Source organism: Streptomyces sp. NPDC048411, from assembly GCF_040704695.1.
GTDB lineage: Bacteria > Actinomycetota > Actinomycetes > Streptomycetales > Streptomycetaceae > Streptomyces.
On sequence record NZ_JBEZKL010000036.1, the window covers coordinates 1 to 15,478 of the forward strand.

At 70.3% G+C, this 15,478-nt stretch carries 11 protein-coding genes; 3 read left to right on the forward strand and 8 right to left on the reverse strand.

The window, feature by feature from the left end:
• Nucleotides 1–992, reverse strand: a 992-nt coding sequence (locus tag AB0915_RS15450) for an aminoacyl--tRNA ligase-related protein (protein WP_366691572.1), incomplete at its 3' end; no start/stop codon positions are given.
• Nucleotides 993–1,221: 229 nt separating this feature from the next.
• Here AB0915_RS15450 and AB0915_RS15455 point away from each other — a divergent pair.
• Nucleotides 1,222–2,091 (forward strand): methyltransferase domain-containing protein, encoded by an 870-nt coding sequence (locus AB0915_RS15455; protein ID WP_366691573.1) that lies wholly within the window; start codon nt 1,222–1,224, stop codon nt 2,089–2,091.
• A 27-nt stretch (nt 2,092–2,118) separates the two neighbouring features.
• Here AB0915_RS15455 and ftsH read toward each other — a convergent pair whose 3' ends face one another.
• The 6 genes from ftsH to AB0915_RS15485 all read right to left on the reverse strand — a co-directional run bounded on the left by ftsH (nt 2,119) and on the right by AB0915_RS15485 (nt 11,955).
• On the reverse strand, nt 2,119–4,032 hold the full coding sequence (gene ftsH, locus AB0915_RS15460) for an ATP-dependent zinc metalloprotease FtsH (protein WP_366691574.1): 1,914 nt from the start codon (nt 4,030–4,032) through the stop codon (nt 2,119–2,121).
• 179 nt (nt 4,033–4,211) lie between these two features.
• A complete protein-coding gene (gene ffh / locus AB0915_RS15465) occupies nt 4,212–5,762 on the reverse strand; it encodes a signal recognition particle protein (RefSeq protein WP_366691575.1) in 1,551 nt (516 codons plus the stop codon).
• 134 nt (nt 5,763–5,896) lie between these two features.
• A complete protein-coding gene (locus AB0915_RS15470) occupies nt 5,897–8,350 on the reverse strand; it encodes a [protein-PII] uridylyltransferase (protein WP_366691576.1) in 2,454 nt (817 codons plus the stop codon).
• A gap of 31 nt (nt 8,351–8,381) precedes the next feature.
• Nucleotides 8,382–8,720, reverse strand: a complete 339-nt coding sequence (locus AB0915_RS15475; protein WP_358860104.1) for a P-II family nitrogen regulator — start codon at nt 8,718–8,720, stop codon at nt 8,382–8,384.
• Nucleotides 8,717–10,072: an ammonium transporter gene (locus tag AB0915_RS15480; RefSeq protein ID WP_366691577.1), complete on the reverse strand. Its 1,356-nt coding sequence runs from the start codon at nt 10,070–10,072 to the stop codon at nt 8,717–8,719. Before AB0915_RS15480 ends, AB0915_RS15475 begins: the two co-directional genes overlap by 4 nt.
• A 407-nt stretch (nt 10,073–10,479) precedes the next feature.
• Nucleotides 10,480–11,955 carry a hypothetical protein gene (locus AB0915_RS15485; protein WP_366691578.1) on the reverse strand — a complete coding sequence of 492 codons (1,476 nt, stop codon included), beginning with the start codon at nt 11,953–11,955 and terminating at the stop codon, nt 10,480–10,482.
• A gap of 424 nt (nt 11,956–12,379) precedes the next feature.
• On the opposite strand from AB0915_RS15485, the gene AB0915_RS15490 reads away from it, so the two are divergent.
• Nucleotides 12,380–13,045 carry a bifunctional DNA primase/polymerase gene (locus AB0915_RS15490; RefSeq protein ID WP_366691579.1) on the forward strand — a complete coding sequence of 222 codons (666 nt, stop codon included), beginning with the start codon at nt 12,380–12,382 and terminating at the stop codon, nt 13,043–13,045.
• Nucleotides 13,046–13,488: 443 nt separating this feature from the next.
• Here the strand turns inward: AB0915_RS15490 and ftsY are convergent, their stop codons facing one another.
• Nucleotides 13,489–14,700, reverse strand: coding sequence for a signal recognition particle-docking protein FtsY (gene ftsY / locus AB0915_RS15495; RefSeq protein WP_366691580.1), 1,212 nt, complete (start codon nt 14,698–14,700; stop codon nt 13,489–13,491).
• 289 nt (nt 14,701–14,989) lie between these two features.
• On the opposite strand from ftsY, the gene AB0915_RS15500 reads away from it, so the two are divergent.
• Nucleotides 14,990–15,193: a hypothetical protein gene (locus AB0915_RS15500; RefSeq protein WP_366691581.1), complete on the forward strand. Its 204-nt coding sequence runs from the start codon at nt 14,990–14,992 to the stop codon at nt 15,191–15,193.
• Nucleotides 15,194–15,478 lie beyond the last annotated feature (285 nt).

Below are 15,478 nucleotides of genomic sequence, written 5' to 3' on the forward strand. Positions count from 1 at the left end.
CCGAACGGGGTGTCGGTGCGGTCGTCGATCCGGACCCTGATCCCGGCCTCCCGCAGCCGATCGCCGATCTCGCGGACCGCGGTCAGCACCGCGGCGTCCTCCTTGATCGCGAGGACGACCGCCTGCACGGCGGCGAGCCGCGGCGGGACCCGGAGTCCCCGGTCGTCACCGTGGGACATGATCAGGCCGCCGACCATCCGGGTCGAGGTGCCCCAGGAGGTCTGCCAGACCAGCTCCTGCCTGCCCTCCCGGGACAGATACTCGGTGTGGAACGCCTTGGCGAAGTTGGTGCCGAGTTCATGGCTCGTACCCATCTGCAGGGCCTTGCCGTCGCCCATCATCGATTCGAGCGTGAGGGTGTTGATGGCGCCCGCGAACCGTTCGCTCGGGGGCTTGCGGCCGAGCACCACATCGATGCCGAGGACCTGGGTCATGAAGTCCGCGTAGACGTCCCGGTGGATGTACGCGGCGTAGTCGCGGGCGTCCTCGTAGGTCGCGTGGGCCGTGTGGCCCTCCTGCCAGAGGAATTCGGTCGTACGGAGAAACACCCGCGGTCGCATCTCCCAGCGGACGACGTTTGCCCACTGGTTGATCAGCAGGGGCAGATCCCGGTAGCTCTGCACCCATTTCGAGAAATACTCATTGATGATCGTTTCGGACGTCGGCCGCACCACCACGGGCTCTTCGAGGTCCTTCCCGCCGCCGTGGGTGACGACGGCCAGCTCGGGTTCGAAGCCCTCGACGTGCTCGGCCTCGCGTGTCAGGTAAGACTGGGGGATGAAGAGCGGGAAGTAGGCGTTCTGGGCGCCCGCGCGCTTGATGCGGGCATCCATCTCCTGCTGCATCCGCTCCCACAGGGCGTATCCGTACGGTCGGATGACCATGGTGCCGCGCACCGGGCCGTTGTCCGCGAGTTCGGCCTTGTTGATCAGATCCTGGTACCAGCGGGGAAAGTCCTCGGCCTGGGGTGTGAGAACGGGTGCCTTTGCCATGGCGCGCATCGTACGGCGACATCGCCTTTCCCACGGAGTGACGGGACCGGTCACGGCCGACTGTCTGCGGGGGCGCACCACCGAGGCGCACAAGCATTGCCCTCCGCCCTCTGGACGCGGCCGCGGATGCGCAGTTCTCTGACATACGGGGGGAGTGTGGGACACGCACACACGGGGGCCGTCCATCACTCGGGAACGACCTACCTCTCGGCGGATTGGGGCGCTTTCCATGACACCAACGCTCGTCCGGCACCACGGGCAGACGGATCCGTCCGCCCCGGTGGACCCCGCAACCCGTGCTCGTGACTGGGCCGAGATCCAGGAGCGGATGCTCGCGCCGCTGTACGAAGCGGTGTACGACCGGCTCGAAGTCGGAGCCGGTGCGCGGATGCTCTCCCTCGGCTGCGGCTCCGGGCTCGCGCTGCTGATCGCGGCCGCCCGCGGGGCTCGCGTCACCGGCGTCGACACCGACCGTGAACGCCTTGACCTGGCCCGCGAACGGCTGCTGCCAGAAGCGGCGTGGGACGGCGGTCCCGATCCGGTCCCGGCCCGGCCGCCCCGGCTCTTCGCCGGTGATCCGTCCGCCGCCGCACCGGCCGACGGTGTCCCGTACAACCTGCTCACCGCGTTCACCCCGATCGGTTGCTCGGCGGGCGACTCCGAAGGGCTGCTGCCTTCCCTGAAGTCCGCCCTGCCGCTGCTCGCCCGGGGCAGTTCGGTGGTGCTGACCGGCTGGGGTCCCCCCGAGCGGTGCGCGACCGCGGCGGTGCTCCGGGTGGCGGCCCGGCTCACCGACGGGGCGCGGCCGCCCCGCGCGGGCGGCTGGCGCCCGGCGCGCAGGGACGATCTCGAGGACGTGGCGTTCCGGGCCGGACTGAATCCGAACGGCTCGGGGCGGGTGGCGTGCCCGTTCGGCTATGCGGACCTCGACAGCGCGGTGCGCGGGCTGCTGTCGACGCGGCTGTTCGATGCGGCGGTGCGGGCGACGGACCGCTCCCAGGTGGCGAAGGAGGTCGCGGAGGCACTGCACCCGCACCGGCGCCAGGACGGCACGGTGTGGATGCCGAATGTCTTCCGCTATCTCGTCTGCACCTCCTGAAGCAGGTGTCAGCGCGATGGGGCGGTCCTACTTGGCCAGGCGCGGGATGCCGGCCGCCCGGTAGGCCGCCTCCTCGTCCAGCGTCTCGTTCTGCAGCAGCGCCGACGCCAGCGCGTCCAGCTTCTCCCGGTGCTCGCGCAGCAGCCGTTGCGCCTCGATGTAGCACTCGTCGACGATCCGCCGCATCTCGTCGTCCACGGCGTCCAGCGTGGCCGGCGCCGCCGAGAGCCCGTACGCCTGCTGGACGTCGCCCGGGATAGCCGTCAGCCTGCCGACCTTGCTGCTCATCCCCCAGCGTCCGACCATTCCGCGCGCCAGAAGAGTGACCTGTTCCAGGTCACTCTCCGAACCCGTGGTGACCACGTCGTAGACCAGCTGTTCCGCGGCCATGCCGCCGAGGGCGCCGATGATGCGGCCGCGCAGATACTGCTCGGTGTACGCGTACCTGTCGGCGTCCGGCGTCGAAAGAGTGACGCCGAGAGCCCGGCCGCGCGGCACGATGGTCACCTTGCGCACGGGGTCGGCGCCCGGCTGGACCATGCCGAGCAGAGCGTGGCCGCTCTCGTGGTACGCGGTCCTGCGCCGCTCCTCCTCCGGCATGACGAGCGGTCGTTCGGCTCCGAGCTGGACCTTCTCCAAGGCGTCCGACAGGTCGGTCTGGCTGACCTCGGACTGCTTGCGCTTGACGGCGAGAAGCGCGGCTTCGTTGGCGAGGTTGGCGAGGTCGGCACCGGTCATGCCGGGGGTCGTTTGCGCCACCTGGCCAAGACTCACGTCGTCGGAGAGCGGGATCTGCCGGGTGTGGATCTTCAGGATGGCCTCCCGGCCGGTCCGGTCGGGAGGGCTCACATGGACGATCCGGTCGAAGCGGCCGGGCCGGGTGAGGGCGGGGTCGAGAACGTCGGCGCGGTTGGTCGCGGCGAGGACGACGACGCCTTCCGATCCGGAGAAGCCGTCCATCTCGGTGAGGATCTGGTTCAGCGTCTGTTCGCGCTCGTCATGGCCGCCCATGCCGGAGCCGCCGCCGCGGGCCCGGCCGATGGTGTCGATCTCGTCGATGAAGATGATGGCGGGGGCGACTTTGCGGGCCTCCGCGAACAGTTCCCGTACCCGGCCGGCACCGACGCCGACGATCATCTCGATGAACTCGGAGGCGGAGGCGGAGAAGAACGGCACGCCCGCCTCGCCGGCGACGGCCCGCGCCAGGAGTGTCTTGCCGGTGCCGGGCGGACCCGCGAGCAGCACTCCCCCAGGCATCCGGGCGCCCATCCTCCGGTACTGCTGCGGGTTCTTCAGGAAGTCGACGACGTCGTTGAGTTCGCCCTCGACCTCGTCGATGCCGGCCACATCCTCGAAGGTGGTGCGCTTGCCCTCCTCCAGTTCGACCGGTTTGGGCGGGGCCTTGCGGCCGAAGCCGCCCATCCCGCCGCCCATGCCCCGGGACATCCGCCGGGCGATGACCACCCAGAGCACGACGAGCAGCAGCATCGGCGCCAGCGAGATCAGCAGGTTGGCGAGGAAACTGCGTTCCTTGACGACCGGCTCGGCGGTGACGGTGACGTCTTCCTTGACCAGCTCGCCCCAGAGGTTGTCGTCGGCGAACGCGGGCCGCTGGGTGACGAACTTCGTGTACGTGTGGTCGGTGCCCGGGAGCTTCGCCTCCTTCCTGAGCTGCCCCTGAATGGAATCGCCCTTGGAGTAGATCTTGGAAACGTTGCCCGCCGTGACCTGCTTGCTGAACTCCGTGTACGCGATGGTCGGCTCGTGCCTGCCGTTGAAGAAGGACAGCACCAGGTTGGCGATCAGATAGACGGCCAGCGCGGTCAGCAGCAGTCGGCCCCAGCCGCCCGGCATCTTCCGGCCCTGCGGCGCGGGCGGTGGGGCACCTTCGGAGCGCCACGGCTGGTCGGTCCGATCGCGTGGCGGTACGGAATTGGTCACGCGCGCTCCTTTGCCGACAGCCGTTGAGCCGACATTAAAGGAGAAATACGATCAAAGCCCTCGGAGGAGCTGTCCACTGGGCCCGTGGAGGGACGCCGACGCGATACGGGCGGCAGGGGTAAGGGGCACCCGCCCATGGCGAATGCCCCTTGCCTGTGTGCCCCTGAGGGCGTCGGGTGTCAGCCCGTGAACTTCTTGAACGCGTCGGGAAGCTCGAAGTTCTGGCCCTCCTGCGCCGGAAGGCCGAACGCGCCACCCTGCGCCGCCGCCTGCTCGCGACGGGCGGCCGCAGCCTGCTCCTCGGCCTTCCGCTTCATCGGGTTGCCGCTCTTGCGCTTGCCCTTGGCCTGCTTGACCTGCTTCTTCTGCCGGCCCGCGCCGCCACCCATGCCCGGAATACCGGGCATGCCGGGCATGCCGCCGCCCTGCGCCATCTTCGACATCATCTTGCGCGCCTCGAAGAACCGCTCCACCAGGTTCTTCACGGCGGACACCTCGACACCGGAGCCCTTGGCGATACGGGCCCGGCGCGAGCCGTTGATGATCGTCGGTTCCTGGCGCTCGTGCGGCGTCATCGACTTGATGATCGCGGCGGTACGGTCCACGTCGCGCTCGTCGATGTTGTTGATCTGATCCTTGATCTGCCCCATGCCGGGCAGCATGCCGAGCAGCTTGGAGATGGAGCCCATCTTCCTGACCTGCTCCATCTGGGCCAGGAAGTCGTCGAGCGTGAAGTCCTTGCCCTTGCTGGACGCCAGCTTGGAGGCCATTTTGGCGGCCTCTTCCTGGCTGAAGGTCTTCTCCGCCTGCTCGATCAGGGTGAGCAGGTCACCCATGTCGAGGATGCGGGACGCCATGCGGTCGGGGTGGAAGGCGTCGAAGTCCTCGAGCTTCTCACCGTTCGACGCGAACATGATCTGCTTGCCCGTGACGTGGGCGATCGACAGGGCCGCACCACCGCGTGCGTCACCGTCGAGCTTGGAGAGCACCACGCCGTCGAAGCCGACGCCGTCGCGGAAGGCCTCGGCGGTGTTGACCGCGTCCTGGCCGATCATCGCGTCGACGACGAAGAGGATCTCGTCGGGGCTGACGGCATCGCGGATGTCCGCGGCCTGCTGCATCAGCTCCTCGTCGATACCGAGGCGGCCGGCGGTGTCGACGACGACCACGTCGTACTGCTTGGAGCGGGCGTGCTCGATGGAGTCCTTGGCGACCTGGACCGGGTCACCGACGCCGTTGCCCGGCTGGGGGGCGTAGACCGCCACACCGGCGCGGTCGGCGACGACGCTCAGCTGGTTGACGGCGTTGGGGCGCTGGAGGTCACAGGCGACGAGCAGCGGGGAGTGGCCCTGGCCCTTGAGCCAGAGCCCGAGCTTTCCAGCGAGGGTGGTCTTACCGGCACCCTGCAGACCCGCGAGCATGATCACGGTGGGCGGGTTCTTGGCGAACCGCAGCCGCCGGGTCTCGCCACCGAGGATGCCGACAAGCTCCTCGTTGACGATCTTGACGACCTGCTGGGCGGGGTTCAGCGCCTGGGAGACCTCGACGCCGCGCGCCCGCTCCTTGACGTTGGCGATGAAAGCGCGCACGACGGGAAGCGCGACATCGGCCTCGAGCAGGGCGATACGGATCTCGCGGGCCGTGGCGTCGATGTCCGCCTCGGACAAGCGGCCCTTGCCCCTGAGGTTCTTGAAAGTCGCGCTAAGGCGGTCGGAGAGAGTATCGAACACGGCGCTCGTCGGTCCTCAGGGTCGGGGTCGGGTGCAGGTCAGTCGTCCCCAAGGGTATCCGGACGCCGGGAAACGCAAAGCCCTCGCCCGGTTTCTCGTGACGGACGAGGGCCCTTCCGCGTGGCGTGCGGGAGTCAGCCCAGGGCCCGCTCGACCTCTCGGGCCAGCTCTGTTGCGCGTGCGTCGGACAGCGGCTCCCCGTCCGTCCCTGTGACGTAGAAGGCATCCACCGCGTTGGCGCCGAGCGTCGACACGTGCGCGCTGCGCACCCGTACCGCGCTCTGTTCCAGCGCCCGCCCGATCCGGTGCAGCAGCCCGGGGGCGTCCTGGGCGCGCACCTCGATCACGGTCGCCAGCCGCGAGCCCGCCGCCGCCACCGTCACCCGAGGTGGTGGCGCCTTCACCCCGCGGCGCCGCGGGTAGGCGGCTTCGCGTTCGGCGAGACGGGCCGGGACGTCGAGGGAACCGTCCAGGGCGCGTACGAGATCGGCGCGGAGCCGGGCTGCCTGCGGCAGGGATCCGTACTCCGCCGCCACCCGCCAGCTGAGCAGCAGCACGTCGGCGCACTCGCCGAGCTCGGTGGGGAGTTCGACGGCGCGCAGCTCGGCCGCGCGGACGGTCAGACGGTGCAGGGCGAGGACTCCGGCGGCGGCGGGCAGGACGCCCGGGCGGTCGGGGAGCGCGATGAGGAGTTCGACACCGACGGGTTCCGGTTCGCCGTCCTCGTGCGGGGTCTCGGCCTGGGCGTGCAGGGCGAGGACGGGTTCGCCGGTGCGCAGCGCCTCGATGGCCAGCCGTTCCTGTTCGGCACCGGGTTCGACGGGTTCCGGTTCGGTGGTTGCCTCGCCGGCGAGGACCGCGGCGACACGTTTGACGAGGTCGGCGACGAGGGAGGCACGCCAGGTGGACCAGGCGGCGGGCCCGGTGGCGAGCGCGTCGGCCTCGGTGAGGGCGTGCAGGAGTTCCAGCGTGGACGCGCTGCCGACGGCGGTGGCGACGGAGCGGACGGTGGCCGGGTCGTCGAGGTCACGTCGGGTGGCGGTCTCGACGAGCAGCAGATGGTGGCGTACGAGGGTGGCGATGACGCCCACGTCGTGCTGGTCGAAGCCGATCCGGGCGGCGACGTCGCGGGCGATGACCTCCCCGGCGGCGGAGTGGTCGCCTGGCCAGCCCTTGCCGATGTCGTGGAGCAGGGCGGCGACGAGCAGGAGGTCGGGGCGGCCGACGCGGCGGGTGAGCGAGGACGCGCGGACGGCCGCTTCGACGAGGTGACGGTCGACGGTCCAGGTGTGGACGGGGTTGCGCTGCGGGCGGCAGTGGACGCGTTCCCAGTCGGGCAGCAGCCGGGTGATCAGCCCTTCCGCTTCGAGGGCCTCCCAGACGGGGATGGTGGCCTCGCCCGCGCCGAGCAGGGTGACGAGTTCCTCACGGGCCTCGGCGGGCCAGGGCACGGGCAGCGGGCGGGCAGCCGCGGCGAGGCGGCGCACGACGTGGCGGGAGATCGGCAGTTCGGACTGGGCGGCCGCGGCGGCGGCGCGCAGGACCAGCACGGCGTCGCGTTCGGGGCGGGCGGTGCGGGCGAGGACGACCTCGCCGTCGGCCTCGACGACGCCTTCGGCGAGTGGGGTGCGTTCGGTGGCGGCGGTCCTGCCGCCGCCCAGCATGGCGCGCAGCCGGGGGCGTACGGACCGGGCGCGCAGGACGCGGTTGACCTCGCGCCAGGTGACGTCGGTGGCGTACGAGACGGTGCGCGCGGCCTCGTACACCTGGCGCAGCAGTGCGTCGGCGTCGAGGAGGCCCAGGGCGGTGGCGACCTGGTCCTGTTCCTGGAGGGCGAGGCGGTCGGTGGCGCGGCCCGTGGTCAGGTGCAGGGCGTCGCGGGCGTCGAGGAGAATGCGGCGGGCCTCGGTGAGGCCTTCGCGCGGGGCGTCGGCGACCCATGAGGCGGCAACCGCGCGCAGGGCGGTGGCGTCGCGCAGGCCACCGCGGGCCTCTTTCAGGTCGGGTTCGAGGAGAAACTGGAGCTCGCCCTGACGCTCGGCGCGTTCGCGGCAGAGTTCGTCGAGGGCGGGAAGCCGTTTGGGAGCCTGGTTCCGCCAGTCGGCGAGGACCATGGTACGCATCGCGGCGACCAGGCCGAGGTTTCCGGCGACGGGCCGGGCGTCGAGCAGTCCGAGCTGCACCTTGAGGTCGTCGGCGGCCGTCTTCCGGGCTTCGCCGGGGGTCCGTACGGAGTGGTCGAGGGCGAGGCCGAGATCCCAGACGGGGTACCAGATGCGGTCGGCGAGGGAGGTGATGGCTCCGGCGTCGGCTCTGCCGTCGTGCAGGAGCACGAGGTCGAGGTCGCTGCGCGGGGAGAGTTCGCCGCGGCCGTAGCCACCGACGGCGACGAGGGCGGCGCCGCGGACGCCGGTCTGTTCGGTGGCGGTGGCGAACAGGGCGGTCAGCCAGTCGTCGGTGAGTGAGGCGAGGGCCGCACGGCGCGGCGGCCCGGACCGCGCCTTCTCCTGGAGGAGGCGCAGCCGAGCCGCCGCGTAGCCGTTGGGTCCCGAGTCTTCGGATTCGGTGGTCACTTCGGTGCTCGTCACCCAGCTGCCTTTCCGTTTGCGAGGCCGTCGGTCAGAGTGCGTCCGGGCCGCGTTCGCCGGTGCGGACCCGTACGGCTGTCTCGACGGGAACGCTCCAGACCTTGCCGTCTCCGATCTTGCCGGTTCGGGCGGCCTTGACCACGACATCGATGAGCTGTTCGGCGTCCTCGTCCTCCACGAGGACCTCGATACGGATCTTGGGGACGAGGTCGACGGTGTACTCGGCGCCCCGGTAGACCTCGGTGTGGCCGCGCTGGCGCCCGTATCCGCTGGCCTCCGTGACCGTGAGGCCCTGGATGCCGAAGGACTGGAGGGCTTCCTTGATCTCGTCGAGCCGGTGCGGCTTCACGACTGCCGTGATGAGCTTCATGCGTCCACCTTCTTGGTCTGCGCTGCTGCCGTGGTCTCCGATGCCGGTGTGGAGGCCGTACGCGGGGCCGCACCGCCACCGGCGCCGCTGAAGTCGTACGCGGTCTCGGCGTGTTCGACCTGGTCGATGCCGGAGATCTCGTCGTCCTCGTCGACCCGCATGCCGATCGTCCTGTCGAGGAGGAGGGCGAGGACCGCGGAGACGACCAGAGAGTACGCGAGGACCGCGAAGACTCCGACGGCCTGCTTGCCGAGCTGGCCGAGGCCACCGCCGTAGAAGAGGCCCTTGGCGTCGGACTGGACACCGCCGGTGGCGAAGAAGCCGATGAGGAGCGAGCCCGCGACACCGCCGACGAGGTGGACGCCGACGACGTCCAGGGAGTCGTCGTAGCCGAACTTGTACTTGAGGCCGACCGCCATGGCGCAGAGGACACCGGCGATCGCACCGACGGCGATGGCGCCGAGCGGGCTGACCGCACCGCCGGACGGGGTGATGGCGACGAGTCCGGCGACCGCGCCGGAGGCGGCGCCGAGAGTGGTGAAGGAGCCGTGGCGGATCTTCTCGTAGCCGAGCCAGGCGAGCATCGCGGCGGCCGTGGCGACCTGCGTGTTGAAGAACATGACCGCGCCGACGCCGTCGTCGTTGCCGAGCCAGGAGCCGGCGTTGAAGCCGAACCAGCCGAACCACAGCAGACCGGCGCCGAGCATGACGAGCGGCAGGCTGTGCGGCCGCATCGGGTCCTTCTTGAATCCGACGCGCTTGCCGATGACGAGGATCACGCCGAGGGCTGCCGCACCGGCGTTGATGTGGACGGCCGTACCACCGGCGAAGTCGATGACGCCGAGCTCGAAGAGCCAGCCGCCGGCGCCCCAGACCCAGTGCGCGACCGGGAAGTAGACGACGGTCACCCACAGGGCGACGAACAGGGACCAGGAGGTGAACTTGACGCGGTCGGCGAGAGCGCCGCTGATCAGGGCCGGGGTGATGACGGCGAACATCAGCTGGAAGACGGCGAACACATAGACCGGAATGGTGTAGCCGTCCCAGAGCTGTGTGATGCCGATCCCGCTCAGGCCGGCGAAGTCCGAGCTCCAGCCGATGAACGAGCCGATGTCGGTACCGAAGGCGAGGCTGAATCCGTAGAGCACCCACAGGATCGTCACGACCCCGAGGCTGATGAAGCTCATCATCAGCATGTTGAGGGTGCTCTTGACGCGGACCATGCCTCCGTAGAAGAAGGCGAGGGCCGGGGTCATGATCATCACCAGGGCCGAGCAGATGAGCATGAACCCTGTGTTGGCGGCAGACAGCGTCGGGGCGTCTGCGGCAAGCGTCGTGATGCCTGGGGGCATCGGCGTCTCCTCGTCGTCGGTGCGGCCGCGTGGGGCGAAACCTGCGGGACCATGTGCGGGACCACTGCGGAAAAGGTGCGGGCCGGTTGTGCGCCATGAGATTCGCCCAGCGCGGTTTCCGCCGATGCCGCACGGTGTTTCGCCGCAGTGACGAAGAGGTGTGGCGTGTTACGTCCCCATGAACCGCAAGTGGCGTATCCGGGGCCGGCCCTACCCTGCGGCTGCGTATGCGGCCGCGGCCGCATACGGTGCGGTGACAACTCTGGAGTACGGGAACGGGAACGCGAACCGGCCACGCCGATCACCCGCTGACCTGGCAAGGGGGAGCCGAAGTCGGTCTGTGCAGGGTGGTCGTCGTGGCCGGAGTGAGGGGGTGCCCGGTCAGGCCGGAGTGAGGGGGTGCCCGGTCAGATCGCTTCGGCGGTCTCGGGCAGCTGCTCGGTGAGGAGATCGGTGAGTCGGGCAACCGCGGGAATGTCGCCGAAGTCCCTGGCAGCGGTGTCGACGGTCTTGCGCAGCCGGGTGTTGACGCGCTCGGAGCGGACCTTCTTGGCGACCCGCAGGGCCCGCTCGGCGAGCACCGTGGACTGTTCGGGTTCGCGCTTGAGGAGATGGACGGTGGCGAGGCCGACCAGGTTCAGCGCATACGACCGTTGGTGCTCGTCGTCCTCACCGAAGAGCTCGACGGCCTTCTCCATGATCGGCTCGGCGAGCGAGGCGTACGTGGGGCTGCGGCCGGCCACATAGGCGAGGTCACGGTACGAGTGGGAGTTCTCGCCGTTGAGTTCGGCCTCGGAGAAGAAGCGGATCCAGTCGGGCTCCGGCTCGCCGTCGATCCCGGCGTCGAGGAAGGTGTCCTCGGCCATTCGGACGGCTCGCTTGCACTTGCTGGGCTGGCCCATGTTGGCGTACGCGCGGGCTTCCATCGCATACAGCATGGCCTGGGTGCGCGGGGTGGCGCAGTCCCGGCTGCCGTACTGGGCGAGATGGATGAGTTCGAGGGCGTCGTCGGGCCGTCCGAGGTGGATCATCTGGCGGCTCATACTGGACAGGACATAACTGCCCAGCGGTTTGTCGCCGGCCTCCTTCGCGGCGTGCAGCGCGAGGACGAAGTACTTCTGGGCCGTGGGCTGGAGACCGACGTCGTAACTCATCCAGCCCGCCAGTTCGGCGAGTTCGGCCGCACACCGGAAGAGCCGCTTGGCGGTGGCCGCGGGCTGCGGTTCCTGCAACAGGTCGGTGACCTCGTGCAGCTGCCCCACGACGGCCTTGCGTCGCAGTCCGCCGCCGCACTGCGCGTCCCACTGGCGGAACATCACGGTGGTGGATTCCAGCAGGTCGAGCTCGGGGCCGGAGAGCCGGGAGGGGCGCCGGGCAGCGGCTGGCGACTCGGGCTCCGCGGGTGCCGCGGCGGCGACCGGCACCAGCCAGCGCTGCATGGGTTCAATGAGGGCCGGGCCCGCGGCAAGGGTGAGCGAGGTGCCGAGGAAGCCGCGGCGGGCGAGCATCAGGTCACTGCGGGAGAACTCGCTGAGCAGGGCGACGGTCTGCGGGCCGGCCCAGGGCAGGTCGACGCCGGACACCGACGGTGACTGGTGGGCGGAGCGCAGCCCGATGTCCTCCACGGCGACGACGGTGCCGAAGCGCTCGGAGAAGAGCTCGGAGAGGATGCGCGGGATCGGTTCGCGCGGCTGCTCGCCGTCGAGCCAGCGCCGCACCCGGGAGGTGTCGGTGCTGATGTGGTGGGCGCCCATCTGGCGCGCCCTGCGGTTCACCTGCCGTGCCAGCTCGCCCTTCGACCAGCCGCTGCGCACGAACCATGATCCCAATTGCCCGTTCGGGCGCTTACCGGCATTCGCATCGCCTGCGCCGCTGCCACTCACTGGAACGCCCCCTTCCCGCTGAATACTGTCGCGCGAACCACTGATCAAAATCCCGTGAGCCGAAGCCGTCCGTACGGAGGCTGTGCACCATCGAACAGGAAATCGGGTTGCCTCCGGCATACCCGCAGGCGCACATACTTCCATGGTTCGTGTACCGACGGTAATCCTACGATCACCGGCCCGCGACGGCATTCACAGAAGCGCCACCATTCGCCACCCCTTCGAATGAACGCGCCTGCCGCCCGGCGCGATTCACTTGACAGACGACGATCAGCAGCCGACGCAGTGATGCGCGCAGGGGCGCGTGGCTCGTGTCGCACGACCCCGGGCACCATCCGGGCGCTGCCGGATCGGCGGGACGACGGAGTGTCACAACGGTTCTCCGCGTCGTAACCACCGGCGAGCCGGACCCGTTGGAGGGGGTATGGGCTTCACGATCGGCGGCATCCGGGAGATGCGATCCGGCTCACGGCGTCGAGGCCGTGCGGCCGAGTGCACCGCGGTGGCCGAGTACACAGGACTGTGGGGCTGGGCCGTCGCGCCGGGGGCGCGGGCCGCGGCCGGGAGGTGCTCCTGCGGGGACACTGCCTGCCCCTCCCCCGGCGCTCATCCGCTGGAGTTCGCCGACGAGGTGCCGGCGGGCGCCACACTGGACACGGCGGCACGCGCATGGGCGGAAGTGCCAGGCGCTTCGATGCTGCTGCCGGTGGGGCGCACGTTCGACGTGCTCGACGTCGCCGAACAGGCCGGGCGACGGGCACTGGTGCGACTGGAACGGATGGGCCTGCCGCTCGGCCCGGTGGCCATGACGCCGTCCGGGAGGACGCAGTTCTTCGTTGCGCCGGGCGCCGCCGCCGAACTTCCGCAGCTGCTGTACCGGATGGGCTGGGACGACGCGGATCTGGATCTGCGGGCGCTGGGGCACGGCTGCCACATCACCGCACCGCCGTCGGACGAAGGAGGTCTCGGGCCGGTCCGCTGGCTGCGTCCGCCGGTACTGGACACGGCGGCCACGCCGCCGCAGGCGCGGCTGCTGCTGGGCACCCTGGCGTACATCTGCCATCGTTCCCAGGGCATGTTTCGACAGTAGCGTCGTCCGCCCGTAGGGCAGGCCAGGCGGCGTCTGGTGCGTGCGATCGCAAGGCGGAGGGCCGCCCCGACATTGGGCGTATCGGGGCGAGCCCGACAACGCAGCGAGCGTGCGTGTCAGACGCCGCCTGGCAGGCGGGACTTTCGACACACGCCTTTGTGCCCCTCCCGGCTAGCTTTGCCTCGTCGCGCCGCCCGGCACGCCCGCTCGCCGCGTCGGCCTGGGGCCCTGGCAGCTCGTTCCCCAAGCTCTCAGCTTCGTTCGAGCAGGGGGGAGACCCCACCCCAGGACCTCCGGCCGCCTCGCGATCGCACGCACCGGACGACGCTCCTCATGGGGCAGACACTGCCGGTCACGGCACGGGCGGCAGGAACGACGACGCCGGGCGGGCTCGCTGTCGAGCCCGCCCGGCGTTCGGGGGCGGAGGAGCCGCAGTCGGCCCGTCAGTCGCCGATCAGTGCGTCGACGAACGCCTCCGGCTCGAACGGAGCCAGATCGTCCGGTCCCTCGCCGAGACCCACGAGCTTCACCGGTACCCCCAGTTCGCGCTGGACGGCGATGACGATGCCACCCTTGGCGGTGCCGTCCAACTTGGTGAGAACAATGCCGGTGATGTCGACGACCTCGGCGAACACCCGTGCCTGAACCAGGCCGTTCTGCCCGGTCGTGGCGTCGAGGACGAGCAGGATCTCGTCGAGCGGGCCGTGCTTCTCGACGACGCGCTTGACCTTGCCGAGCTCATCCATGAGCCCGGTCTTGGTGTGCAGCCGGCCGGCGGTGTCGATGAGGACGACATCGGCACCCTCGGCGATACCCTCCTTCACCGCGTCAAAGGCGATCGACGCCGGGTCGCCGCCCTCGGGTCCGCGCACGGTCCGGGCGCCGACGCGCTCGCCCCAGGTCTGGAGCTGGTCGGCGGCGGCGGCACGGAAGGTGTCGGCCGCGCCGAGCACCACGCTGCGGCCGTCGGCGACGAGGACCCGGGCCAGCTTGCCCGTGGTGGTGGTCTTGCCGGTGCCGTTGACGCCGACAACCATCACGACGCCGGGCGTGTCGGCACCGCTCTCCGTCTTGACCGCACGGTCGAAGTCGGTGCCGAGCAGTGCCAGGAGCTCCTCGCGCAGCAGGCCGCGCAGCCCCTCGGGGGTACGGGTACCGAGGACGCGGACGCGCTCTCGGAGCCGCTCCACCAGCTCCTGGGTGGGGGCGACGCCGACATCGGCGGTGAGGAGGGTGTCCTCGATCTCCTCCCAGGTGTCCTCGTCGAGGTTGTCGCGGGACAGAAGCGTGAGCAGTCCCTTGCCGAGGGTGCTCTGCGAGCGGGCGAGCCGGGCGCGCAGCCGCACGAGACGGCCCGCGGTGGGCTCCGGGATCTCCAGCGCGGGGACTGCGGGCGCCGCCGGTTCGGCGACTGCCGGGGCTTCCTCGGCGGGAGCCTCGGCGCCGGCGGGACCGGCCTCCTCGATGGTGCGGCGCGGTTCCTCGCGCGGTGTCTCGGCTTCCTCGCCGACATGGGGTTCGGCGGGAGTGAGGGTCGGCGTGCTCGACGGTGCCGGGGGCAGCTGCTTCTTCTTGCGGCCGCTGACCACGAGCCCGCTGATCAGGCCGGCCACGACCAGGGCGGCGATGACTACAGCAAGGATGACGAATTCCATAACCCACCCAGTATCAGTCACATGCCCGCCAGTGGCTGCCCTGGAGGACTACTCCGAGATGCGAAAGGTCGTTATGGCCCTTTTGGCGGTAAAGGCACGATCCCGCTTGCGGAGACCCGCGGCCCGGACCCCGTCCCCGACAGCGAGCGCACCGGCCGGGTCCGCACCCTCTTCCCGGCCTGGGCCGCCGCCAAGCTGGGCACCGACCGCTCCGGACTCCACGCGCCGCCTGCCGCGGACCGCGTGGGGCGGGTCGCTGGCCGGGGCGGCGGCGGGCGGTGCGGTGCTCGTGGTTCTGCCACTGGTGGTAATGGGTGCGGTGACGGCGGTCGCGGCCCCGGATCTGGCGGTCAGCAATGCCCCGGTCGTCTCCCTCGGCGCCCTGCCGTATTTGCCGACTGCCGTGGTCGCAATCGCGATGATCAATGCGATGTCGATGCATTCGGCCGGTTTCACCGCACAGGCACCGGGATTCGCGTTCCCTCGCACCTGAGCGATCGGCGTGAATGCCGCGATCGGCCCCCTTCCGGTGTGTCTGCTGATGATGGTGGCGACGAGTTTCCTGGATTCATTCTCCCCCTTTCCGTCCGCGCTCGCCGTTCCGTTCTCGGCGTGGATCGGCGCATTCGGAGTGGATCAGCTGCGGGGGCGTGCGCACGATGCGGCGGCGCCACTGGACACCAGTCCCGTGTGCACCTACCAGGGCGCGTTTCGAAAGTAGCACCGTCCGCCCGTAGGGCGGGCCTGGCGGCGGGGCTGACGGTGGGACTGCTGTTCA